General features: G+C 70.3%; 16 protein-coding genes. 8 read left to right on the forward strand and 8 right to left on the reverse strand.

Translation table 11 applies throughout. The annotated features are described in order from the left end of the window. Nucleotides 1–93 precede the first annotated feature (93 nt). A complete protein-coding gene (locus ACESMR_RS22055; protein WP_373049293.1) occupies nt 94–2,100 on the forward strand; it encodes a hypothetical protein in 2,007 nt (668 codons plus the stop codon). Next, complete coding sequence (locus ACESMR_RS22060) at nt 2,097–2,777, forward strand: hypothetical protein (protein WP_373049294.1); 681 nt, start codon at nt 2,097–2,099, stop codon at nt 2,775–2,777. Before ACESMR_RS22055 ends, ACESMR_RS22060 begins: the two co-directional genes overlap by 4 nt. A gap of 71 nt (nt 2,778–2,848) precedes the next feature. Here ACESMR_RS22060 and glmM read toward each other — a convergent pair whose 3' ends face one another. Next, nucleotides 2,849–4,222 carry a phosphoglucosamine mutase gene (glmM, locus tag ACESMR_RS22065; protein WP_373049295.1) on the reverse strand — a complete coding sequence of 458 codons (1,374 nt, stop codon included), beginning with the start codon at nt 4,220–4,222 and terminating at the stop codon, nt 2,849–2,851. A 271-nt stretch (nt 4,223–4,493) separates the two neighbouring features. Here glmM and ACESMR_RS22070 point away from each other — a divergent pair, with 271 nt between their 5' ends. Then, the gene (locus ACESMR_RS22070) at nt 4,494–6,023 is read left to right on the forward strand and encodes a hypothetical protein (RefSeq protein ID WP_373049296.1); all 1,530 of its coding nucleotides are present in this window, start codon (nt 4,494–4,496) and stop codon (nt 6,021–6,023) included. Here the strand turns inward: ACESMR_RS22070 and ACESMR_RS22075 are convergent, their stop codons facing one another. Beyond that, nucleotides 6,024–6,557 (reverse strand): DUF6265 family protein, encoded by a 534-nt coding sequence (locus ACESMR_RS22075; RefSeq protein ID WP_373049297.1) that lies wholly within the window; start codon nt 6,555–6,557, stop codon nt 6,024–6,026. A 60-nt stretch (nt 6,558–6,617) separates the two neighbouring features. On the opposite strand from ACESMR_RS22075, the gene ACESMR_RS22080 reads away from it, so the two are divergent. Together ACESMR_RS22080 and ACESMR_RS22085 are read left to right on the forward strand one after the other, a co-directional pair. Beyond that, nucleotides 6,618–7,226, forward strand: a complete 609-nt coding sequence (locus ACESMR_RS22080) for a TetR/AcrR family transcriptional regulator (RefSeq protein WP_373049298.1) — start codon at nt 6,618–6,620, stop codon at nt 7,224–7,226. 87 nt (nt 7,227–7,313) lie between these two features. Further along, nucleotides 7,314–8,141 (forward strand): alpha/beta hydrolase, encoded by an 828-nt coding sequence (locus ACESMR_RS22085; RefSeq protein ID WP_373049299.1) that lies wholly within the window; start codon nt 7,314–7,316, stop codon nt 8,139–8,141. Here the strand turns inward: ACESMR_RS22085 and ACESMR_RS22090 are convergent. From ACESMR_RS22090 to ACESMR_RS22100, 3 genes are all read right to left on the reverse strand, one after another. Continuing rightward, entirely contained in the window at nt 8,138–9,019 is an 882-nt protein-coding gene (locus tag ACESMR_RS22090) for a CheR family methyltransferase (RefSeq protein ID WP_373049300.1), read from the reverse strand. The two genes, ACESMR_RS22085 and ACESMR_RS22090, sit on opposite strands and share 4 nt — an antisense overlap. A 56-nt stretch (nt 9,020–9,075) precedes the next feature. Next, nucleotides 9,076–14,913, reverse strand: coding sequence for a HAMP domain-containing protein (locus ACESMR_RS22095; RefSeq protein ID WP_373049301.1), 5,838 nt, complete (start codon nt 14,911–14,913; stop codon nt 9,076–9,078). A 62-nt stretch (nt 14,914–14,975) separates the two neighbouring features. Beyond that, nucleotides 14,976–17,081: a response regulator gene (locus ACESMR_RS22100; protein WP_373049302.1), complete on the reverse strand. Its 2,106-nt coding sequence runs from the start codon at nt 17,079–17,081 to the stop codon at nt 14,976–14,978. A gap of 200 nt (nt 17,082–17,281) precedes the next feature. Here ACESMR_RS22100 and ACESMR_RS22105 point away from each other — a divergent pair, with 200 nt between their 5' ends. The 3 genes from ACESMR_RS22105 to ACESMR_RS22115 all read left to right on the forward strand — a co-directional run bounded on the left by ACESMR_RS22105 (nt 17,282) and on the right by ACESMR_RS22115 (nt 20,918). Next, nucleotides 17,282–18,193 carry an alpha/beta fold hydrolase gene (locus tag ACESMR_RS22105; RefSeq protein ID WP_373049303.1) on the forward strand — a complete coding sequence of 304 codons (912 nt, stop codon included), beginning with the start codon at nt 17,282–17,284 and terminating at the stop codon, nt 18,191–18,193. Between the two features lie 77 nt (nt 18,194–18,270). Continuing rightward, nucleotides 18,271–19,542 carry a putative DNA modification/repair radical SAM protein gene (locus ACESMR_RS22110; protein ID WP_373049304.1) on the forward strand — a complete coding sequence of 424 codons (1,272 nt, stop codon included), beginning with the start codon at nt 18,271–18,273 and terminating at the stop codon, nt 19,540–19,542. Next, the gene (locus tag ACESMR_RS22115; RefSeq protein ID WP_373049305.1) at nt 19,539–20,918 is read left to right on the forward strand and encodes a UdgX family uracil-DNA binding protein; all 1,380 of its coding nucleotides are present in this window, start codon (nt 19,539–19,541) and stop codon (nt 20,916–20,918) included. The genes ACESMR_RS22110 and ACESMR_RS22115 overlap by 4 nt, the downstream gene beginning before the upstream one ends. On the opposite strand, the gene ACESMR_RS22120 is transcribed toward ACESMR_RS22115, so the two are convergent. From ACESMR_RS22120 to ACESMR_RS22130, 3 genes are read right to left on the reverse strand one after another with little or no spacing between them, the layout of a single operon-like run. After that, nucleotides 20,919–22,367 (reverse strand): NAD(P)(+) transhydrogenase (Re/Si-specific) subunit beta, encoded by a 1,449-nt coding sequence (locus ACESMR_RS22120; RefSeq protein WP_373049306.1) that lies wholly within the window; start codon nt 22,365–22,367, stop codon nt 20,919–20,921. After that, the gene (locus tag ACESMR_RS22125; protein ID WP_373049307.1) at nt 22,364–22,654 is read right to left on the reverse strand and encodes an NAD(P) transhydrogenase subunit alpha; all 291 of its coding nucleotides are present in this window, start codon (nt 22,652–22,654) and stop codon (nt 22,364–22,366) included. The genes ACESMR_RS22120 and ACESMR_RS22125 overlap by 4 nt, the downstream gene beginning before the upstream one ends. Then, nucleotides 22,648–23,793 carry a Re/Si-specific NAD(P)(+) transhydrogenase subunit alpha gene (locus tag ACESMR_RS22130; RefSeq protein ID WP_373049308.1) on the reverse strand — a complete coding sequence of 382 codons (1,146 nt, stop codon included), beginning with the start codon at nt 23,791–23,793 and terminating at the stop codon, nt 22,648–22,650. The genes ACESMR_RS22125 and ACESMR_RS22130 overlap by 7 nt, the downstream gene beginning before the upstream one ends. Nucleotides 23,794–23,906 lie beyond the last annotated feature (113 nt).

Raw genomic sequence — 23,906 nt, forward strand, 5'->3', positions numbered from 1 at the left:
GGGCGACATGCAAGGACGAGATGCAATCGTTCGGCCCGGGCGGCAGCGCTGGGCTTGCGGGGACTGCAGCAACCACACCGATACGAGGCATCGATGAAGAAGCTGGCGCTCGTCTTCGCATGGATCATCGCCCTCGCAGCCTGCGGCGGGACCCAACCGGCTGCCGTGCAGGGGGCTGGCGCCGGTGGTGCGGGTGGCGCCGGCGGTGGCGGCGGTTCGGCGCAGCCGCAGCCCGACACGACGCCGCCCCTCGTCGAGATCCTTCGCCCGGCGGATGGCGATGCCTTCACCACCTCGTCCACCCCGCTGCAGGCGCTGCTCACGGACGAGGTCGGCGTCGTTGCCGTCCACTGGGCCGTGAACGACGGCGCCCCGCAGCCGTTGCGGATCCCGCCTGGCGAGGAGGTTCCCCTGGAGCTCGAGGTACCGCTCCAGCTCGGCCCCAACGCGGTTCGCGTCGGCGCCCTCGATGCCGCGGGCAACGAGGGCGTCGCGACGCTTCTTCTCCACCGCGTCGCCGACCAGGGAGCGCCGGAGATCCTCTCCTTCACCGTCGACGATTGGGACGTGGAGCCCGGTGACGAGGTCCAGCTCAGCTGGGCGGTGCGCGGCGCCGCGCCGCTCGCGCTCCGCATCACGCCCCACTACGCGCCGGGGCCGGATGGCCGCCCGGGACCGACGGGCGCGGCGATCGACGTCGCGGGCCGCCAGTCGCTGAACGTCCGCGTCGACGGTTGGACTCGGTTCGTCCTCTACGCAGGGAACGCTTTCGCCAGCGCCTCCGCCGAGGTCCGGGTGGAAACCGACCCCGTCACGCCCCGGATCGAGCCGCGGGGTGCGGTGCTGGTGGCAGGGGTGGAGCAACGCTTCCGCGTGGCCAACCTGCGGCCGGGCTACCCCGACGTCTATCGCTGGAACGACGGCGTGGCCGAAGACCCAGCGGGCAAGGCGGTACGTTTCTCCAAGGATCTGCCGGGTCGGTACACCCTCCGGGTCTCCGAGGCGAACGGCCTCTCCGACGAGGTGCAGGTGGAAGTGATTGCAGCGCCCGCGGTGCGCTCGCTTCCCCCCTTCATCCGGCAGGCGGGGACCAGCGCCTACCGGTATTGGCTCGCACCGGACGACACCCTCTGGGCGCTCTCCTGGTTCGACAAGGGCTTGCTCCGCTGGAACGAGGCGGACGCGAGCTGGGAGGCGGTGGCGCCTGCGCCCTCGCTCGAGAACCCCTGGCTCACGTCGGGCCCCGGGGCACAGCCGTGTTTCGTCTCCAACCAGACCGCGATGTGGTGCTGGGACGAAGGCAACGGCACATGGATCGCCGAAGCGCTGCCGCCGGAGGGGCGCTCATTCGAAAACGAGGATGGCAGCGTGTTGCTCCTCTCCGAGGAGAACGGCGTCGGCCGGGTCTTGCGGCGTGGTGCGGCGGGCCGCACCTGGGATCCGGTGGGCCCGCTGCTCCCGGCGGGCTTCGTCCCCTGGGCCGCAGCACAACGCGCGGACGGAAGCCTCGTCGTCACGGGGCGCGAGGCGGATCGGTCGACGACGACCTGGGGTTGGCGTGCGCCCTCCGAGGCGTGGATCCCGCTCCCCTCGCCGGTGCAGGCGGACGTGAACCTGCTCGCCAGCGGCGATCGTGTCTTCGCCTGGGGACCCGGGGTCTGGGAGCTCGCTGCAGACGAAGGGACCTGGACCGATCGCTCCACGGGCCTCGACCAAACGGTGAGCAACCTGGCGGTCGGTCCCGGTGGCGTGCTCTTCGCCTCTGCAGGCGGGCACGCAACCGGGCAGCTCCACTCCGATGCGGCCGGCACCTTCACCCCGGTCGCGGAAGCCCTGACCGGCCTCGGGTATTTCGACGTCCGCCGCGATGGCACGGTGATTTCCGGGACGGGTCATCGCCTCGATCCACCCTACGAAGGGTGGAGGCCCTTTGCCGATCGTGGTCTGCCCCCGCCCGATCTCCTCACCGATCTGCAGGGGCGGCTGCTCGTCGGCTGCAGCAACGCGAGCTTGTCGTCCATGGCCGGGGCAACCTCTTCCTCGCCGACGAAGGGGGCCGCTTCGCGCCCTATGCCCCCGGGGTGGTGGACGGTGCGGTGACAAAGGCCGCCGTAGCCGGCGACGGAACCACGTGGCTCTCCACCAGCAGCGACGCTTTCGGCATCGGCGCTGCGCCGGATCACCTGCGCATCCCGGCAGCTAGCGACCATCCCTTCCAGGCACTCGCCATCGACAGCGCCGGGGATCCCGTCGTGGCGCAGAACGGCCAGGTCCTTCGCCGCCGCGACGGGGCGTGGGAGCCGCTGGGCGCTGTGCAGCAGGTAGCCGAGATCGCCGCCGGACCGCAGGGAGAGCTGCTCCTGCTCGACGGAGAAGGCGCCGTGCTCCGGTGGGATCCAGACCTCGGGTCGTGGGTCGCGCTGGGGACCATCGGTAGCGGTGGCCCACCGCCTGCGGTCGAGCAGCTCATCTTCAGCGCGGACGGCACCGCCTGGGCCCGTACGCGTGAGGGCACCTACCACCTGGCGCCGGGGGCGGCGGCGTGGAGCTACGGACCCTTCGGCCCGGAGCCGAGCGAGCTGGTGGCGGGCGACGGTACGCTCCTCGGCCGCATGGGCAATGTCTTCTACGAGCGTGTGGGCGTGAGCTGGGTGCCCCTGCAGACGATGCTGCCGCAGGGCGCCCGGGAGGAGGACGCCTGGCGCTTCCACTTCACGCCGGACGGCGCGCTCTGGGCAGCAGGCCCCACCGCCGGCCTCTGGCGCAGCGGCCCCTGAGGGCCAATATGCAAAGCGCCGCCACGCGGAGGCGGGCGGCGCTTCGTTCTCGTCACGCAGGTGCGCTCGGGCTATTCCAGCGCCCTGGTGAGCGCCTCGCCGATCTCCTGCGCGTAGCTCTGGTTCCGCCTGGCGTCCGGCCCCTCGACCAGCACCCGGGCCTTGGCCTCCGTGCCGGAGAAGCGCACCAGCACGCGACCGTCGGTGCCGAGCTTCAGCTCCACGCCCTTGATCGTCTTGAGCACGGTGGGCAGCTCGTCGAGCTCGCGCCGCTCCTTCACCTTCACGTTGAGCAGCGTCTGCGGCACCGGGCTGAAGCAGGAGGCGAGCTCGCTCATCGGCTTGCCGGCCTGGAGCATCACCGCCAGCAGCGAGAGGCCCGCCACCATGCCGTCGCCGGTGGTGGCGTGATCGAGGAAGATCAGGTGGCCGGACTGCTCGCCGCCGAAGTTGAGCCCCTGCTTGCGCATGCGCTCTACCACGTAGCGATCGCCCACCGCGGTGCGGACCACCTTGCCGCCCACCTCGCTCATCGCGAGGTCGAGGCCCATGTTGCTCATCACCGTGGCGACCACGGTCTTCTTCGCGAGCTGCCGCTTCGCCAGCAGGTGGCGGCCGCAGATCGCCATGATCGCGTCGCCGTCGACGACGTTGCCCTTCTCGTCGCAGACGATCAGGCGGTCGGCGTCGCCGTCGAGGGCGAGGCCCAGCTGCGCGCCGTGCTTCACCACCGCCTTGCACATGCGCTCGGGGTGGAGCGCGCCGGCGCCCTGGTTGATGTTCTTGCCGTCGGGGCTCACGCCGAGGCGGATGACCTTGGCGCCGAGCTCCTCGAAGACCATCGGCGCCACCTTATAGGCGGCGCCGTTGGCGCAATCGAGCACGACGGTTACCCCCTCGAGCGTGAGCTCCTTGGGGAAGATCGACTTGAGGTAGACCACGTAGCGGCCACCGGCGTCGTCGATGCGGAAGGCCTTGCCCACCTTGGTGGCGGTGGGGCGCAGGTGATCGATCGCCTGATCGAAGATCAGCGACTCGAGCTGCGCCTCGGTCTCGTCGGGCAGCTTGAAGCCGTCGCGACCGAAGAATTTGATCCCGTTGTCCTGGTAGGGATTGTGGGAGGCGCTGATCACCGCGCCGGCGTCCGCGCGCATCGACTGGACGAGGTAGGAGATGCCGGGCGTCGGCATCGGCCCCACCAACAGCGCATCCACGCCCATCGAGCAGAGACCGCTCATCAGCGCGCCTTCGAGCATGTAGCCCGAGAGCCGCGTGTCCTTGCCGATCACCACCCGGTGGCGGTGCTTGCCGTTCCGGATCGAATAGGCCAGCGCGCGCCCGAGCTGCAGCGCGATCTCCGCCGTCATCGGGTAGACGTTCGCAACGCCGCGGACGCCATCGGTCCCGAAGAGCTTGCGCCTGATGCTCCCGCTCTCTTTCGCCATCACCAAACCTCGCCCGCCCCCCTGCATCTCCTGCGATCAGGGTAGCGATGCCACACCAGCAGACAACCCGCCCATCCCCCGCAGGGCGGGGCCGAGAGGGCTCTTTACACTCCGTTCCCATCGTCGTCCACCCCATGGCCATGCGTCTGCAACCGGCCGGGCGGGCGGTCGCGGCGCGGCACCGTCGGTCACGCCGGCGCACACCTGGCGTTTCCCCGCCGCTGCATCGCCGTCCTTTGCCGGCAAGGCTCCGCCCGCTATGGTGCCCGCGATGTCCGCCACCCCCTCGAGCCTCGCCCGCCGCCGCCGTCTCCGCCTCTGGCTCCACCTCGCCTGGACCTTCTTCGGCGGCGCCTGGATCGGCCTCGTTGCGCTCGCCTGCGCCGCCGGCTTCCTCGTCATCGCCGGCGAGGGCGAGGAAGGCGTACCCGTGTCGATCGTCGGCATCGCGGTGGCGTTCTTCGGCCTGTGGTGGCTCGCCGCCCTCGTCCCGGCGCGGGATCCGGCGCCGGCGGACGATGGCCCCCTCCTCGACAGGCAGGCGGAGCCCGCGATCCACACAGCGGTGGAGCGGGCCGCAGCCGCGGTGGGCATGCGCCTTCCCATCGAGATCGTGATCAGCCCATCCGCCGGCGCTTCCTGCCAGGAGATGGGCTGGCTCCTCGGCAGGCGCCGCTGTCGGGTGGAGATCGGCGCGGCCCACCTGCAGGCACTCGACCAGGCGCAGCTGGAGGGGCTGCTCGCCTTCCATCTCGCCCACCAGGCGGACGGGGATCTCCTCCTGCGCCGGGTGATCGCCGGGACGATGCGCATCATCGAGCGAGCCGACGGCCTGCGTGCGCGCAACCTCGCCTCCCACCGGCGCCGCATCGTCGACGCCTGGCTCGCCTACCAGGAGGTCCACGCCCATGCGATAGACGCCGCGGCAGCGCGGGCCGTGGGCGGGAACCTCTACCGCAGCGCCCTGCGGCGCAGCTCGATCGTGCCGGGGATCTTCGATCAATTCCTCAGCGACGAGGTGCAGCCGATCCTCGACGAGTCGCTCGCGCCGGGCGATCTCTACGAGGGGTTCCGCCTCTGCCTCGAGGCCCTCGAGGAGACGGGGCAGCTCGAACGGATCGAGGAGCGGGCGGGCGAGGAGGAGCGGACCGGCAGCGCCCCCACGCTGGGAGAGCGCCTCGACTTCCTCCGCACGCAGCCGCCTTCCCTCGACTCCCTGGCCGCAGCCGTGGCGGGGATGCCGGCGCGCAGCCTCCTCGCGGAGCCCGCGCCGCTCGAAGCGGCGTGCGCGGCCCGCCTGCTGCGGCCGTCCGAGGAGGCGGAGACGATCGGCTGGAGCGAGGTGGGCGAGCGGGTCTGGGCGGTGCGCTACCGCCGGGCAGCGGCTGCCCTCCGGGGTGCGCTGCCGCCCAACACCAGCCTCGCCTTCGTGATCGACTGGCTCGCTGCAGCCCCGGCGCAGCTGGCGCTGGCAGCAGCCGCCTGGCCCCGGCTCCTCGATCGGGACCTCACCGACGAGCATCGCAGCGCAGAGGCCCGGCAGCTGCTGGAGCGCGGCCTCGCAGGCTGGATCGGCGAGGAGCTCGAGCGCCGTGGCTGGCGCTGGGATACCTCACCCGGCTATGCGGTGGAGCTGGTCGACGCCGAGGGCGCGCGGGTCGCGCCTGCAGCGATCCTCGGCCCGATCGGCGAGAGCGCCGGCGCTGTCGAGGCACTGCACGAGCGCCTCGCGGAGCTGGGCCTCGGCGGCAAGCCCGCGCCGCTCCGCCAGCCGGCGCGGAGCCGCTCCTGGCTCCACTGATCAGGGCGAAGGGACGCGCTGGTAGCGGAAGACGAGCGGTTCGGCCTGCGCGCGATCGAGGGTGACGGTGAGCGCCTCCCCGTCGCGGCGGTAGGTGATCCGCCGCACCTTCTCCTCGCCCATCGGCTCGAAGATCGCCTCCGCCGGTCCGTGGCGCACGAGGCGCCAGGCCGTCTTCGCCCCCCGCTCCTCCAGCCGGTCCGCCACCGCGCCGAAGTGGCGGAGGTGAAGCACCAGCCTGTCCTCGCTCTGGTGGAGGATCGCCGCCTCGAGGTCCCGGGGCTCGGGCCCCTCCAGCACCCGGGCGACGCCGAGCTGGCTGTTGCCCACCGGAGCGGTCCAGACCTCCTCGATGAACATCCCGTCCCGCTCGCCTCGCCAGGTCCCGGTGAGAAAGCGGAGGTTTTCGAGGGCGGCGGATCCGGGTGCCGCCAGAGGCTGGGGGCGGGACGCGGTCTTCTCCGCAGCGGCGGGGGCGCCTTCGGCGGTGCAGGCGGCAGCGAGCAGGAGGGGCAGGAGGCGGGACGAGCGCATGGCTGCATCTTCCCTGCCCAGCCGCCCGGGGCAAGGGGGGCTTTACAGAAACGAACGGTCGTGCGAATTATCCAGCCCATGGGCAAGGGAGACGAAACCCGCACCGCCGTGCTCGATCACGCGCTCCGCGAGGCCTCCCGGGTCGGCCTCGAGGGGTTGAGCATCGGCAACCTCGCCCGCGACCTGGGGATGTCGAAGAGCGGCCTCTTCGCCCATTTCCAGTCCAAGGAAGCGCTGCAGATCCAGGTGCTCGAACGGGCGGCTGCCCGCTTCTTCGAGACGGTCCTCGCCCCGGCGCTGGCGGTCCCCCGGGGTGAGCCCCGCCTCCGCGCCCTCTTCGAGAGTTGGATGGGGTGGAGCCAGGCCTGCGAGCTGCCAGGCGGCTGCGTCTTCGTGGCTGCTGCAGCGGAGCTCGACGACCAGGCGGGACCGGTGCGCGACACGCTGGTGCGGATCCAGCGGGACTGGTTCGAGGCGCTGGCCCGCGCCGCCAGCCTCGCCGCAAGCGAGGGGCACGTGCGCCGCGACCTCGACGCGGAGCAATTCGCCCACGATCTCTACGCCGTCATCCTCGGCTACTATCACGCCCACCGGCTCCTGCGGGATCCGCGCGCAGCCGACCGTGCCCGGCGGGCCTTCGAAGCGCTGCTCGCCCAGGCGCGCCCCTGATCCCCCACGCCCCCGATCCGCAAGGAGAAGACGATGCAGACCACTGCCCCGGCCCGGCCAAAGAAAAGCACGAACGTTCGGCTACCAATGCTCGCCCTGCAGACCACCTTCCGGACCCTCGGCACAGCAACGCCCGGGCTCGCGGCCCGCCTCGCCGAGCACCTCTGGTCCCGGCCACCGAAAGCGCCCGTCCGCCCGGAGCACCATGCCGCCCTGGCCAGGGCGAAGCTGCACCGCCTCCCGGTCGAGGAGATGGATCTCGCCCTCTACAGCTGGGGCGAGGAAGGGCCCGCCGCCCTCCTCGTCCACGGCTGGGGCGGTCATGCCGGGCAGCTCACATCACTGGTGGAACCCCTGCGGCAGCACGGCTTCCGGGTCCTCGCCCTCGATGCCCCCTGCCACGGGTCGAGCAGGGGCGGCAGCCCCACCCTGCTCCACTACGGCAGGGCCCTCGCCGCGGTCGCCCGTTTCGCCGGCGGGATCGAAGCTGTCGCCGCCCACTCGATGGGCGCCGCCGCCGTCTCGTGGGGGATGAGCGAGCACGGCCTCGCTGCGAAGCGCGCGGTCTTCCTCGCCCCGTCCGGCGACATGAAGGAGGCCTCCCTGCGCTTCGCCAGCCTGCTCGCGATCCCCGCGCCGGTCCGCGACGAGATGCAGCGGCGCTTCGAGCGCAGGCTCGGCGTCACCTGGGATCGCTTCCGCGTGCCGGCGGTGGCGCCGGCGATGCGCGCCCAGCTCCTCGTGATCCACGACGCGGGCGATCGCGAGGTGCCGGTGCAGGAGGGTGCGGCGATCGCCGCCGATTGGCCCGGCGCGAAACTGATCCGCACCAACGGCCTCGGCCACCACCGCCTCCTCCGGGACGCAGCGACGGTGGCGGAAACCGCAGACTTCCTCCGCCACGGCCACGGTTAACCAATGCGGCGGTAGATCCGCTCGGCCTCGTCGACGACCTCGTAATCGGTGGCGTGCACCGTGTGGTCGAGGACCTCGCGCCGCCCCAGCGCCAGCATGCCGAAGCGGCGCAGGCTCCCGTAGATCAGCCGATGCACCCGGGCCTGGAGCGTGGGGTTGAAGTAGATCATCACGTTGCGGCAGAGCACGAGGTGGAACTCGTTGAAGGAGCCGTCGGTGACGAGGTTGTGCTGGGCGAAGACCACGTTCCGCCGCAGGGACGACTTGATCTGCGCATGGTCGGCGGTGGCGCTGTACCAGTCGGAGAGCGACCGCTTCCCCCCCGCCGCGATGTAGTTGGCGGTGTATTCCTTCATCTGGTTGAGGGAGAAGACGCCGCTGCGCGCCTTCTCCAGGACGGCGGCGTTCATGTCGGTGGCGTAGATCCGGCAGCGATCGTAGAGCCCCTCCTCCTCGAGGAGCATCGCCATCGAGTAGACCTCCTCACCGGTCGAGCACCCCGCGTGCCAGATCCGCACGAAGGGATGGGAGCGGAGCATCGGCACCACCCGCTCCCGGATCGCGCGGAAGAAGCTCGGGTCCCGGAAGAGCGAGGTCACGTGCACCGAGAGGTGCCCGAGGAGCCGATCCAGCGCAGCCGGATCGTGGAGCACCAGCGCCTGCAGCTGCGAGACGTTGCGGATCTTCTCGGACTGGAGCGCGTTGCGCAGCCGCCGCTTCAGCGACGCGCGCGCATAGTCGCGGAAGTCGATCCCGTGGTGCCGCCACAACCCTTCGAGGAGAAGGGAGACCTCGATCTCCTCCAGCGTCTCGGGCGCCGCCGCTTGGCCGCGCTCCCTGGCACCGGAGGCCGTTTCGTACAGCTCTCGCTCAGCCACCGCCGCCCTCCTGCACGGCCGCGCCCCCGGAGGAAGGCGCGGCCCGTCGCCTTCCATCAGGCCTCGGGACGCACCTGCGACCCGGTCGCCGGCTTCTTCTCGCCGGCACCGTAGAGCCACACCCGCAGTAGCGAGAGGAGCTGGTCGGTATCCACCGGCTTGGTGATGTAGTCGGAGGCGCCCGCCTCGATGCACTTCTCCCGATCACCCTTCATCGCCTTCGCGGTGAGCGCGATGATCGGCAGGTGGCGGAAGGTGCCCTCCTGGCGGATGGCCCGCATCGTCTCGTAGCCGTCCATCTCCGGCATCATCACGTCCATCAGGACCACGTCGATCTCGGGGTTGGCCTTCAGGGTTTCGAGACCCTTCCTGCCGTTCTCGGCGAAGAGGACCTTCATCGCCTGGCGCTCGAGGACGCTGGTGAGCGCGAAGATGTTCCGCACGTCGTCGTCCACGACGAGCACCGTGCGGCTGGAGAGGATCGGGTCCTGGACCCGCTTGAGCATCTCGCGCTTCTCGACGGGGAGGTTGCTCTCCACGCGGTGGAGGAAGAGCGCGGTCTCGTCGAGGAGATGCTCGGGCGAGCGCACCCCCTTGATCACGATCGCATCGGAGACGCGCTTCAGGGCAATCTCCTCCTGCTCGGTGAGCTCCTTGCCCGTGTAGATCACGATGGGCAGCCGCTCCCCGGCCTTCTCGTGGAGCTTCTCGATCAGCTCCACCCCGTCCATGTCGGGAAGGCCGAGGTCGAGGACCACGCAGTCGAAGTGCTTCTCGTCGAGGGCCGCCAGCGCCGCGGCACCGCTGCCCACCGCGGTGGTCTTCACGTCGCCGTTGCCGATGAGGTTGCGGATCGCCATCCGCTGCTTCTCGTCGTCTTCGACCACGAGCAGGTTCTTCACCGGCCGCTCGAGGAAGGTGGTGACCGAGTCGAGGGCGTCGCCGATCTGTTCCCGGCTCGCGGGCTTCTGCAGCCAGGCGAGGGCGCCGAGGCGCAGGCCCCGCTTCCAATTGGCGTCGGAGCCGGTGATCACGTGGACCGGGATGTGCCGGGTGGCGGCGTCGTGCTTGAGCCGGTCGAGGACGGTCCAGCCGTCGGCGCCGGGCAGGCGCAGGTCGAGGGTGATGGCGTCGGGCTTGAGCTCCCGGGCCAGGGCGAGGCCGGTGTCGCCGCGGGAGGCGACGATGCCCTTGAAGCCCTTCTCCCTGGCGAGGTCGAGGAGCACCCGGGCGAAGCCCGGATCGTCCTCCATGATGAGCACCTTGCGATCGCCGTCCTGGAGCTGCTGGCGATCGTCTTCGATGCCGGGCGGCAGGAGCGCGGTGTTCACGTCCTCGGGGAGCGCGCCGGCGCTCCACATCTCGCCCATGGTGCCGCCGCCCCAGGGGACGTTGCGCAGGGGCGAACGGACGGGCTGCGGGAGGAAGGTCCGGGGCAGGTAGAGCGTGAAGGTGCTGCCCTTCCCCGGCTCGCTCTTCACCACGATCTCGCCGCCGAGCAGCGTCGCCAGCTCGCGGCTGATCGAGAGGCCGAGCCCGGTGCCACCGTATTTGCGGCTGGTGGTGCCATCCGCCTGCTGGAAGGCCTCGAAGATGATCCGCTGCTTGCTCTCGGCGATGCCGATCCCGGTGTCCTCCACCGAGAAGGCGATCACGCCCTCGGCGCGCTGGAGCGAGGTGTTGCCCGCGCTCCAGCCACCCTTCGCCTCCTCGACCCGCAGGATCACCGATCCCTTCTCGGTGAACTTGAACGAGTTGGCGAGGAGGTTTTTGAGGACCTGCTGCAGCCGCCTGCCGTCGGTGTACATCGAGCGCGGCAGCGCCGGCGAGAACTCCACCCGGAACTCGAGCCCCTTGTCGGCGGCGACCTGGCGGAAGGTGCGCTCCACGTATTCGCGGGCCTGGCCGAGCACGAACTCGTCGATGTCCACCGCCATGGTCCCGGACTCGATCTTGGAGAGATCGAGGATGTCGTTGATCAGCGAGAGGAGATCGGAGCCCGAGGCGTGGATCGTCTCGGCGAACTCCACCTGCCGGTCGTCGAGGTTCCCCTCGCCGTTGTCGGCGAGGAGCCGCGAGAGGATGAGCAGGCTGTTGAGCGGCGTGCGCAGCTCGTGGCTCATGTTGGCGAGAAACTCGCTCTTGTACTTCGAGGCCAGCGCCAGCTGCTGGGCGCGCTCCTCGAGGGCGAGCTTCGCCTGCTCGATCTCCCGGTTCTTCCGCTCCACCTCGGCGTTCTGCACCTGGAGCAGGCGCGAACGCTCCTCGAGCTCCTCGTTGGTCTGCTGCAGCTCTTCCTGCTGCTGCTTGAGGCGCTCCTCCGAGGCCTGGAGCGAACGGGCCTGCTGCTCGAGGCGCCGGTTGGTCTCGGTGAGCTCGCTCTGCTGGCTGCGCAGCTCGTCGGCGAGCTGGGTGGACTGCTTGAGCAGCTCCTCGGTGCGCATGCCGGCGGCGATGGTGTTGAGCACGATGCCGATCGACTCGGTGAGCTGATCGAGGAAGGCGAGGTGGATCTCGTTGAAGCGATAGAAGGAGGCGAGCTCGACCACCGCCTTCACCTCCCCCTCGAAGACCACCGGCAGCACCACGATGTTGCGCGGCGCCGCGTCGCCGAGGCCCGACGAGATCCGGATGTAGTCCTCCGGTACGTCGGTGATGAGGATCCGCTCCTTCTCGAGGGCGCACTGGCCGACGAGGCCCTCGCCGGTCTTGAAGCGGTTGGAGAGGCCCTTGCGCTCCTTGTAGGCGTAGCTGGAGAGGAGCTGCAGCGTGTTCTTGTCGCTGGGGTCCATCAGGTAGAAGACCCCGTGCTGCGCGGAGACCAGCGGCGCCAGCTCGTTCAGGATGAGCTTGGAGACCGCTTCGAGGTCGCGCTGGCCCTGCAGCAGCCGGGTGAACTTGGCGAGGTTCGTCTTCAGCCAGTCCTGCTCGGTGTTCCTCCGGGTGGTCTCCCGGAGGTTCAGGATCATCTGGTTGATGTTGTCCTTGAGGGCCGCGAGCTCGCCCTGCGCCTCCACCGCAATCGACCGGGTGAGGTCGCCCTTGGTCACCGCGGTGGCCACCTCGGCGATGGCGCGGACCTGGGTCGTGAGGTTGGCGGCGAGCTGGTTCACGTTGTCGGTGAGGGCGCGCCAGATGCCGGCGGCGCCGGGCACCTTCGCCTGGCCGCCGAGCTTGCCCTCCACACCCACTTCTCGGGCGACGTTGGTCACCTGGTCGGCGAAGATTGCGAGGGTGTCGATCATGCCGTTGATGGTGTCGGCGAGCGCGGCGATCTCGCCCTTCGCTTCCAGCGCCAGTTTGCGCTTCAGATCACCGGCTGCGACCGCGGTGACCACGTTGGCGATGCCTCGCACCTGCGCGGTGAGGTTCGAGGCCATCAGGTTCACGTTGTCGGTGAGGTCCTTCCAGGTGCCGGCGACGCCGGGCACGTCCGCCTGGCCGCCGAGCTTGCCTTCCGTACCCACCTCGCGGGCGACGCGGGTCACTTCCGAGGCGAACGACCGGAGCTGATCCACCATCGTGTTGATGGTGCTCTTCAGGTCGAGCATCTCGCCCTTCACGTCCACGGTGATCTTCTTGGAGAGGTCACCGGTCGCCACCGCGGTGGTCACGTCCGCGATGTTGCGCACCTGGTCGGTCAGGTTGGACGCCATCGAGTTGACGTTGTCGGTGAGGTCCTTCCAGACGCCCGAGACGCCGCGCACGTCGGCCTGCCCGCCGAGCTTGCCTTCCGTACCCACCTCGCGGGCGACGCGGGTCACTTCCGAGGCGAAGGAGCCGAGCTGATCGACCATCGTGTTGATGGTGTTCTTGAGCTCGTAGATCTCCCCCTTCACGTCCACGGTGATCTTCTTGGAGAGATCACCGTTCGCGACCGCCGTGGTGACCTCGGCGATGTTTCGAACCTGCGAGGTGAGGTTCGACGCCATCGAGTTCACGTTGTCGGTGAGGTCCTTCCAGGTGCCGGCGACGCCGGGCACGTCCGCCTGGCCGCCGAGCTTGCCTTCCGTACCCACTTCGCGGGCGACGCGGGTCACTTCCGAGGCGAAGGAGCCGAGCTGATCGACCATCGTGTTGATGGTGTTCTTGAGCTCGAGGATCTCGCCCCGCACCTCCACCGTGATCTTCTTGGAGAGCTCGCCGTTCGCCACCGCCGTGGTCACCCGGGCGATGTCTCGCACCTGGGCGGTGAGGCCCGAGGCCATCGAGTTCACGCTGTCGGTGAGGTTCTTCCAGGTACCTGCGACCCCGCGCACCTGCGCCTGGCCGCCGAGCTTGCCTTCCGTGCCCACTTCCCAGGCGACGCGGGTCACTTCCGAGGCGAAGGAGGAGAGCTGGTCCACCATGGTGTTGATGGTGTTCTTCAGCTCGAGCATCTCACCGCGGACGTCCACGGTGATCTTCTTGCCGAGATCGCCGTTCGCCACGGCCGTGGTCACCTCGGCGATGTTGCGCACCTGCGAGGTGAGGTTCGAGGCCATGGAGTTCACGTTGTCCGTGAGGTCCTTCCAGACGCCGGAGACACCCTTCACCTCCGCCTGGCCGCCGAGCTTGCCTTCCGTACCCACTTCGCGCGCGACGCGGGTCACCTCCGAGGCGAAGGATCCGAGCTGATCCACCATCGTGTTGATGGTGTTCTTGAGCTCGAGGATCTCGCCTCGCACGTGCACGGTGATCTTCTTGGAGAGATCACCGGTCGCCACCGCCGTGGTCACCTCGGCGATGTTTCGAACCTGCGCGGTGAGGTTCGATCCCATCAGGTTCACGTTGTCGGTGAGGTCCTTCCAGACGCCGGAGACGCCGCGGACGTCGGCCTGGCCACCGAGCTTGCCTTCCGTACCCACTTCGCGGGCGACGCGGGTCACTTCCGAGGCGAAGGAGGAGAGCTGATCGACCATGGTGTTGATGGTCTGTTTCAGCTCGTAGATCTCGCCCTTCACGTCGACGGTGATCTTCTTGGAGAGATCGCCGTTTGCCACCGCCGTGGTCACCTCGGCGATGTTTCGAACCTGGGAGGTGAGGTTCGAGGCCATCGAGTTCACGTTGTCGGTGAGATCCTTCCAGACGCCCGAGACGCCGTTCACGTTGGCCTGGCCGCCGAGCTTGCCTTCCGTACCGACTTCGCGGGCGACGCGGGTCACTTCCGAGGCGAAGGAGGAGAGCTGATCGACCATGGTGTTGATGGTCTGCTTCAACTCGTAGATCTCTCCCTTCACGTCGACGGTGATCTTCTTGCCGAGATCGCCCGTCGCCACCGCCGTGGTGACCTCGGCGATGTTGCGGACCTGCGCCGTCAGGTTCGACGCCATCAGGTTCACGCTGTCGGTGAGGTCCTTCCAGGTGCCCGAGACGCCATCCACCTGCGCCTGGCCGCCGAGCTTGCCCTCGGTGCCCACTTCGCGGGCGACGCGGGTCACCTCCGAGGCGAAGGAGCCGAGCTGGCCGACCATGCCGTTGACCAGCCGGGCCGTGCGGAGGAACTCGCCCTGCAGCGGCCTGCCCTCCACCTCGAGGGACATCGAGGCGGTGAGGTCGCCGCGGGCCACCGCGCCGATGACGCGGGTGACCTCGGTGGTCGGGTGGACGAGGTCGGTGATCAGCGTGTTGACCGACTCGATCGACGAGGCCCACGAACCCTTCGCCCCCCGGAGGTCGGCACGGGCGGAGAGCTTGCCCTCCTTGCCGACCACCTCGCTCAGGCGAGCCAGCTCGTTGGCGGTGGCTTCGTTGAGCTCGATGATCTCGTTGAGCGCGTCGCAGACCTTGCCTGCGAGGCCGCTCCGGTCCACCGGCATGCGCTCGGTGAAGTCGCCCTTGCGGACCGAGACGAGCACGGACAGGAGCTGCTTGAGATCGAGGGTGTCGCTGGAGCCAGCGTTGGCCGTCGGCATGGCGGTCGTTCTCCGTGGGGCGTTGCAGTGCGGGCCGGGCGGCGGATGCCCGGCGGCGTTCTTCAGCAGAGCTCGCCGAGCAGGCGGAAGAGCTCTTCGATCTTCACGGGTTTGATCAGGTGGGCGTCGAAGCCCGCCTCGCGGGCCTTGCGCGCGACGTCGTCGCCGCCGTAGCCGGTGAGGGCCACCAGCCGCGTGTTCTCGGGGGGCAGGTCGCGGCGGACGCGCTGCGCCACCTGGTAGCCGTCGAGGCCAGGCAGGCCGATGTCGACCAGGGCGACGTTGGGCTTCCTGGCCACGATCATCTCGGCGCCGGCGGCACCGTCCGCCGCCTCGGCCACCTCGTGCCCCTCGAACTCGAGCAGGTCACGGAGGGTGAGCCGGATGTCTTCGTTGTCCTCGACGAGGAGGATGCTGCGCGCGACGCTCTCCATCTTTCCCTTCTCCTCGACCGACTTCGCCGCTGCCTCTGCTGCCTGCACCACGACCGGCAGCCGAACGGTGAAGCGGGCCCCCTTGCCGGGACCGTCGCTGTGGGCGTCGACGGTTCCACCGTGCAGGTGGGCGAGACTGCGAACCAGGGTGAGACCGAGGCCGAGGCCGCCCCTGGCGCGGTCGGAGGTCGGATCGATCTGCACGAAGGTCTCGAAGACCTGCTCGAGCATCTCCGGGCGGATTCCGACACCGTCGTCCTCGACCGAGACGACCAGGTCGCTTCCCTCGACGACGCAGGCGAGGCGGATGTTGCCGCCCTCGTCGGTGTATTTGGCGGCGTTGTGGATGAGGTTCGCGATCACCTGGGCGAGGCGGGTCGCGTCGGCGTCGACGAGGACGCTGCCGTCGGGCTGGACCACCTCGAGGTGGTGCATCTTCGCCTGCACCAGCGGCGCGCCGGTCTGCAGCGCGTGCTCGACGACGGTGCGGAGCTCGACCCGCTCGCGGCGCAGCGCGATCTTTCCCTGCGTGATCCGCGAGACGTCGAGGAGGTCGTCGACGAGGCGGGCCATGTGGAGCGCCTGCCGCTCCGCTGCGGCGACGGAGCGCAGGGCAGGCTCCTCGCCGTCGATGCGCCGGCGCACCAGGCTGAGTGCGTTGACGATCGGCGCGAGCGGGTTGCGCAGCTCGTGGGCGAGCATCGCCAGAAATTCGTCCTTGCGCCGGTCGGCGGCGCGCAGATCGGCGGCGCTCTTCTGCAGCTGCCGCACCAAGCCCACGCGGTCGAGGCCGATGGCGAGCTGATCGGCCGCCACCTGCAGCACGGCGAGCTCGTCGTCGCTGATCGTGGCCCGCTCCCTGCTACCGAATCGCACCACGCCGAGGAGGCGTCGTTCGGCGAGGAGGGGCAGCGCGGTGCCGCAGAGGACGCCGGCCTTCCGGGCTTCGGCGGCGATGGCGTCGTCAGAATCCTGCACGTGCTGCAGCACCACCGGCGCGCGCTGCGCCAGGGCCTCCCGGATCGCCGGCGTGTCACCCCGGGGGGCGAGCTCCAGCCCGCGCTTCCACGCCAGCGACATCTCGCCGTGGTGGCCCTCGCAGAGGTGGAGGGACCCCACGTCGAAACCGAGGCGTTCGGCGACCTCGTCGCAGACCGCCGGAACGAAGACGGTGGGATCGCTCTCCCCGAGGAGGATGCTGCCCACCGTCGCCAGGGTCTGGAGGCGCTCGTTGTTGGCCTCGAGGCGCTCGCGCTCCCAGCGCGCCCGCGCCTCGGCGAGGCTGCGCTCGTGCTCACGGCGGGAGGCCTCTTGCAGCAGCTGCGCCTGGCGGACGACCTCCGTGTTCTTGCGATGGAGATCGAGGAAGACCGCGACCTTGGACTTGAGGACGCTGGGAACGATCGGCTTGAAGAGGAAATCGACCGCGCCCAGGTCGTAGCCCCGCTGCACCGCCGAGCTCTCGTGCTCGAAGGCGGTGAGGAAGATCACGGGTAGATGCTTGCTGCGATCCCGCGAACGGATCAGCCGCGCCGTCTCGAAGCCATCGAGGCCGGGCATCTGGATGTCGAGGAGAACGAGCGCGAAATCACGCTCGAGTACGCGCAACAGCGCTTCATCACCGGACGTCGCCTTGACGAGATTCGCCCCCAGGTCCTGGAGCACGGCCTCGAGGGAAAGGAGGTTGCTCGGATTGTCGTCTACCGCGAGAACGTCCACCCGTTCGCCCCACATACCGCTCCGCTCCCTACCCGGGGTTGATGGTCCATCTGGGTCGCTGGATTGGGCCGCGTGAAAGTCGTTCCGAAGGGGCTTTCCCGCAAGCCCGGGATGGCACTCGGAGCGAAGTTGAATCGCGGGTGATGTCGACTCCCACACACTGCCCTCCCCAAACGGGGAATGGCCGACACCCCGAGCATGGTGAACTTCCCGACGTGGAAGGCCCTCCGCACCGCTCCGAGCCGGTTACCAGCCCGATCCGGCCTGCCTGGATCCCCGAGCGGCTCTACCCCTTTCGGAGCCGCTACCTCTCCATCGACGGCTGTCGACTGCACTACATCGACGAAGGCGAGGGTCCACCGCTCCTCCTCCTGCACGGGAACCCCACCTGGTCGTTCGTCTACCGGGAGATCGTCCTCGCGCTCCGGGACCGATTCCGCTGCATCGCCCCCGACTATCCGGGCTTCGGCCTCTCCGTGGCCCACGCCGGCTACGGCTTCACCCCAGCGGAGCACACCCACGTCGTCGAGCAGCTCGTCCAGCATCTCGATCTCGAGGGCGGCGCGCTCATGGGACAGGAATGGGGGGGTCCCATCGGCCTTGCCATCGCCGCTCGGCATCCGGACCGCTTCCGGGCGCTGGTGTTGGGGAATTCCTGGGCCTGGCCGGTGAACCGGAGCCCCCGTTTCGCGGCCTTCTCGCGCCTCGTCGGGGGCAGCGGCGGCAGCTGGCTGATCGAGCACCTCGACGCCTTCGTCGAGCTGGGCCTGCGCCTGGGCGCCACGCGCAAGCTGCCTCGCGAGGTGATGGACGCCTACCGCGGCCCCTTTCCCACCCCGACCGCGCGGCTGCCGACGGCGGTCTTCCCCCGGGAGATCCTGGGGAGCCGCCACTTCCTCCTCGAGGTCGAGCACGGGCTCCGCGCCCTCGCGGAGAAGCCGACGCTGCTGGTCTGGGGCGACCGCGACCTCGCCTTCCGCGGGCCGGAGCGGCGGCGCTTCGAGCGGACCTTTCCGCTGCACGAGACGGTGATCCTCCGGGGGGCTGGGCACTACATCCAGGAGGACGATCCCCGGGGGATCGCCCGGGCGATCCGCCGCTTCTGGGACGACCGCTTCACCCACTGATCCCGCAGGCGGTGGGCATCGGGCCAGCCGTGCGGACCGGCCGGAAGGCGGGCGCCGGATCCGCGGTTCTCCTTCCGGTGGATCCGCAGAAGAAGCTCGCCATCCTCGCCGACGCGGCCAAATACGACGCATCCTGCGCCTCGAGCGGCGGCAGCCGCCGCGCCGCGCCCGGCGGCCTCGGCAGCGCCGAGGGGATGGGCATCTGCCACAGCTACACGCCGGACGGCAGGTGCGTGTCGCTGCTCAAGATCCTGCTCACCAATTTCTGCATCTACGACTGCACCTATTGCGTGAACCGCATCTCCAGCGACACGCCCCGCGCCCGCTTCACGCCGGAGGAGGTGGTCTCCCTCACCCTCGACTTCTACCGGCGCAACTACATCGAGGGGCTCTTCCTGAGCTCCGGCGTGCTCCGGAGCCCCGATCACACGATGGAGGAGCTGGTGCGGGTCGCCCGCCTCCTCCGCGAGGACCACGGCTTCGCCGGCTACATCCACCTCAAGGTGGTGCCCGGCGCCTCGCCGGAGCTGATCGAGGCGGCGGGTCTCCACGCCGATCGCGTCAGCGCCAACGTGGAGCTGCCCACCGAGGCGGACCTCGCCCGGCTGGCGCCCGAGAAGAAGCTGCCGGTGATCGACGAGACGATGGGCCGGATCCACCTCCGCCGGACCGAGGCGAAGGAGGAGCGCCGCACCTTCGCCCCAGCGGGACAGAGCACCCAGATCATCGTCGGGGCCACCGACACGCCGGACGCCACCATCCTCGCCACCTCGTCGCGGCTCTACGAAACCCATCGCCTCCGCCGGGTCTATTACTCGGCCTTCAGCCCCATCCCCGGCGCCGACGTGCGGCTGCCGGCGAAGTCGCCGCCGCTGGTCCGCGAGCACCGGCTCTACGAGGCCGATTGGCTGATCCGCTTCTACGGCTTCGAGGCGCAGGAGCTGGCGGGAGCGGACGCGCCGCAGCTCGATCTCGGGATCGATCCCAAGCTCGCCTGGGCGCTGCGCAACCGTGCCTACTTCCCGGTGGACCTCAACATCGCGCCGCGGGGCGCCTTGCTGCGGGTACCGGGGATCGGCGTCCGGGGCGCCGAGCGGATCGTCGAGGCCCGGCGGCACCGCCGCCTGCGCATCGCCGACCTCGGCAAGCTGCGGGTGGCGAAGAACCGGGCGCTGCCCTTCGTCGTCGCCGCCGACCACAACCCCACCGCCGCCTGGATCGACCGCGACGATCTGCGCGAGCGGATCGTCCGTCCGCAGGCGGCGCAGCTCTCGCTCTTCGACGCGGCGGCGCCAGCAGCGGCCCCGGAGCCTGCGCCCCTCGCGCCGGCGCTCTCGGGGGAGCTGTGATTCACGTCGCGGTGGAGCCGGGGTGGCACCCCTTCCGCGACCAGGCCCTGCGCCTCCTCCAGGCGGCGACGCCTCCCGAGGCGGTGGCCTGGGAGGAGGCGGGCGCCGCGCAGGCAGCGCTGCCCCTCTTCGCAGCGGAGGCGGTGCCCGCGGCGACGGGGCCGGTACCGAAGGTGCCGCGGGCCTTCGTCGACCGGGCGCAGCGGGTGATCTGCCACCGGGATCCGGCGCGGCTCGCCCTGCTCTATCGCGTCCTCTGGCGGATCACCCGCGGCGCCAGGACGCTCCTCGCCGATCCCCTCGACGACGACGTCCGCCACCTCGCCGGCCTGGAGCGCCAGGTGCGCCGGGACGTCCACAAGATGCACGCCTTCGTGCGCTTCCGCCGGGTGGAGGACGAGGGCGGCGCGCATTGGATCGCGTGGCACCGCCCCGATCACCGGATCGTGGAGCAGGCAGCTCCCTTCTTCGCCAGGCGCTTCCCTTCGATGCGCTGGACGATCCTGACGCCGGACGCCTCGGCCCATTGGGACGGCGCCTCCCTCCACTTCGGCCCTGGGGCGACGCGGGACGCGGCGCCTGCAGGAGACGCCCTCGAGGAGCTCTGGCGCACCTACTACCGCTCGACCTTCAACCCCGCCCGCCTCAACCTGCGGGCGATGAAGGCGGAGCTGCCGGTGCGCCACTGGGCGACGCTTCCCGAGGCGGCGGAGATCGCCCGGCTCGCGCTGGCTGCGCCGGACCGGGTGCGTCGCATGGTCAACCGCCCCGGGGCGCCGGTTCCCCCCGGCGCCGACCTCGTCGCGCTCGGACGCGCCGCGCGCGGGTGCACCGCCTGCCCGCTCCACGGCCCCGCCACCCGGACCGTCGTCGGCGAGGGGCCCGCCGATGCGCGGCTGGTGCTGGTCGGCGAGCAGCCCGGCGATCAGGAGGACCTGGCGGGCAGGCCTTTCGTGGGACCTGCAGGCGAGGTGCTCGACGAGGCCCTCGCCGAGGCGGGGCTCGACCGGCGCTCGCTCTACCTCACCAATGCGGTGAAGCACTTCAAATTCGTGGGCCGCGGCAAGCGCCGCCTCCACCAGCGCCCTGCGGCGGAGGAGGTGCGCATCTGCAGCGACTGGCTCCAGGCCGAGCTCGCCGTCGTGCAGCCTGCTGCGATCGTCTGCCTCGGCCTCACCGCCGCCCGCTCCCTCCTCGGCCCCGGTGCACGGCTGCAGGATCTCCGCGGGCAGGTGGTGGACGGGCCCCGTGGCGCGCGGCTCCTCGCCACCTGGCATCCGGCGGCGATCCTCCGGGCCCGGGACGCGACGAGCGCCGCGGCGATGCGCGCGGCGCTCGTTGCGGATCTGCGGCGAGCGGCGTCGCTCGCTGCCTGATCAGGCCGCTGCCTGCGTGGTCTTCACCTCGGCGATCAGGTCCTGGAGGACCTTCTTGGCGTCGCCGTAGATCATCATCGTGTTGTCGCGCTCGAAGAGCTCGTTCTTGATGCCGGCGTAGCCCGCGCCGAGGGAGCGCTTGATCACGAAGACGGTCCGGGCCTGGTGGACCTCGAGGATCGGCATCCCGTAGATCGGGCTGTCCTTCTGCGTCTGCGCCGCCGGATTGACCACGTCGTTGGCGCCGATCACCAGCACCACGTCGGTGTTCTTGAACTCGGGGTTGATCCGGTCCATCTCCCAGAGCTTTTCGTAGTCGACGTCGGCCTCCGCCAGCAGCACGTTCATGTGGCCGGGCATGCGGCCCGCCACCGGGTGGATCGCGTAGAGGACGCGGCGGCCGCCCTTCTCGAGCAGGTCGCCGAGCTCCCGTACCGCGTGCTGCGCCTGCGCCACGGCGAGGCCGTACCCGGGCACCACCACCACGGTCTGCGCCGCCTCGAGGAGCATCGCCGCCTCCTCGGCGCCGGCGGAGCGGACGTTGACGTACTCGCTGCCGGCGCCGCCGGCAGCAGCCACCTGCTCGCCGCCGAAGCCGCCGAGGATCACCGCGCCGAGCGAGCGGTTCATCGCCACGCACATGATCCGGGTGAGGATGAGGCCCGCCGCGCCGACCATGGCGCCGGCGATGATCAGCAGGTAGTTGCCGATGACGAAGCCGGTCGCCGATGCGGCGACGCCGGAGTAGGAGTTGAGGAGGGAGACCACCACCGGCATGTCGGCGCCGCCGATGGGGAGCACCAGCAGCACGCCGAGCACCAGCGAGATGCCGAGGAGCGTGAGCGCCACCGTGGCGCCGAGCTCGGCACCCTCCGCCCACCAGCCGAAGAGCACCGCCCCCGCCATCACCGCGAGGAGGAGGAGCACGTGGATCGCGTGGCCGCCGGGGATGCGCACGGGCGAGCCGGTGATCGATCCGGCGAGCTTGCCGTAGGCGATGAGCGATCCGCTGAAGGTGACGGCGCCGATGAGGACCGAGAGGACCATGGTGATCGCCTCGGCGCCGCCGAGCACCACCGCCGCGGTGCCCGGTCTGCCGGGCTCGACCACGTCGACCCAATAGACGGAGATCGCCACCAGTGCGGAGGCGGCGCCGCCGAAGCCGTTGAGGAGCGCGACCATCTCGGGCATCGAGGTCATCGGCACCCGCACGGCGACCACGGCGCCGACGGCGCTGCCGACGAGCAGGCCCGCGAGGATCCAGCGGTAGTCGACCCAGCCGAGCTCGAGCAGCGTGCCCACCACGGCGAGGAGCATGGCCAGCGCCGCGACGGCGTTGCCCTGCCGCGCGGTGCGCACCAGCGAGAGGCGCTTGAGGCCGAGGATGAAGAGCGTCGCCGAGACCAGGTAGATCAGCGGGACGATCACGGCGTGCAGGGTGTCGTTCATCGACGCTTCCCCCCGAACATGCGCAGCATGCGGTCGGTGACGAGGAAACCACCCACCACGTTGATCGTGGCGAAGGCGATGGCGAGTGCCCCGAGCACGTTGGAGAGGGAGATCTCCGAGGTCTGCGCTGCGTAGAGCGCGCCGACGATGGTGATCCCCGAGATGGCGTTGGCGCCGGACATCAACGGGGTGTGCAGCGTCGCGGGGACCTTGTTGATCACCTCGAAGCCGACGAAGATGGCGAGAACGAAGACGTACAGGCCGATCAAGAGCGGACCCATCAACATGCCCGTGCCTCCTTCAGCTTCTCCGCGGTGGGCCCGTGGAGCACCTCGCCGCCGTGGGTGAGCAACATCGCAGCGACGATCTCGTCGGCGGTGTCGAGCTGCAGCGTGCCGCCCTTCGCGACGTGGAGGACGACCTCGAGCACGTTGCGCGCGTAGAGCATCGAGGCATCGCCAGGGACGGTGGAGGGAAGGTTCGGCCTGCCGATGATCTTCACCCCGTGGCGGACCACCTCCTCGCCCGGGACCGAGAGCTCGCAATTGCCGCCCTGCTCCACCGCCAGGTCGACGATCACCGCACCGGTCCGCATCCGCTCCACCATCTCCTTCGTCACCAGCCGCGGCGCCGGCTTGCCGGGCACCAGGGCGGTGGTGATCACCACGTCCGCCGCGGCGACGTGGTTGGCGACGATCTCCTGCTGCCTGCGGAGGAAGTCGGCGGAGACCTCGCGGGCGTAGCCGCCTGCCCCCTCGCCGCTCTCCTGCATCGGAAGATCGATGAAGCGGCCGCCGAGGGAGAGCACCTGCTCCTTCGCCGCAGGGCGGATGTCGGTCACCTCCACCACCGCGCCCAGGCGGCGGGCGGTGGCCACCGCCTGGAGGCCGGCGACCCCTGCGCCCATCACCACCACGCGGGCGGGCTGGACGGTGCCGGCTGCGGTCATGAGCAACGGGAAGTATTTGTCGAGCTCCGCGGCGGCGAGCAGCACCGCCTTGTAGCCGGCGATGCTCGCCTGCGACGAGAGCGCGTCCATCTTCTGCGCCCTCGTGATCCGCGGCACCAGCTCCATCGAGAGCGCCGAGGCGCCGCGGGCAGCCAGGGTCTGCACCATCGGCAGATTCTGGTGCGGGGCGAGGAGGCCGATGACCGCGGCGCCGCGTCGGAGCAGCGCCGCTTCGCCATCTGGTTCGAGCGGTCCGACCTTGAGGACGAGCTCGGCGCCCTCCCAGCCCGCCCGGGCCTCGACCAGGCGCGCGCCTGCAGCCTCGTAGGCAGCGTCGGCGAGGTGGGCACCGTCGCCGGCTCCCCCCTCGACCCACACGGCATGCCCTTCCTTGATCAGACGCTTGACGGTCTCTGGCGTGGCCGCGACGCGGGCCTCGCCGGGCCGTCGCTCCCGGGGGACGAAAAGGGTGCTCATGTCGGGGATCCTAGCGCCGCCGGCGGGTTGGGGAAGGGGCGCCCTGCTGCTTGTTCACCCTCCATCAACAGCTGGCCAGAAGCGCCCCCCGTGCGGAGCCTTGAGGGAGGAGG

This window comes from Vulgatibacter sp., from assembly GCF_041687135.1.
Lineage (GTDB): Bacteria > Myxococcota > Myxococcia > Myxococcales > Vulgatibacteraceae > JAWLCN01.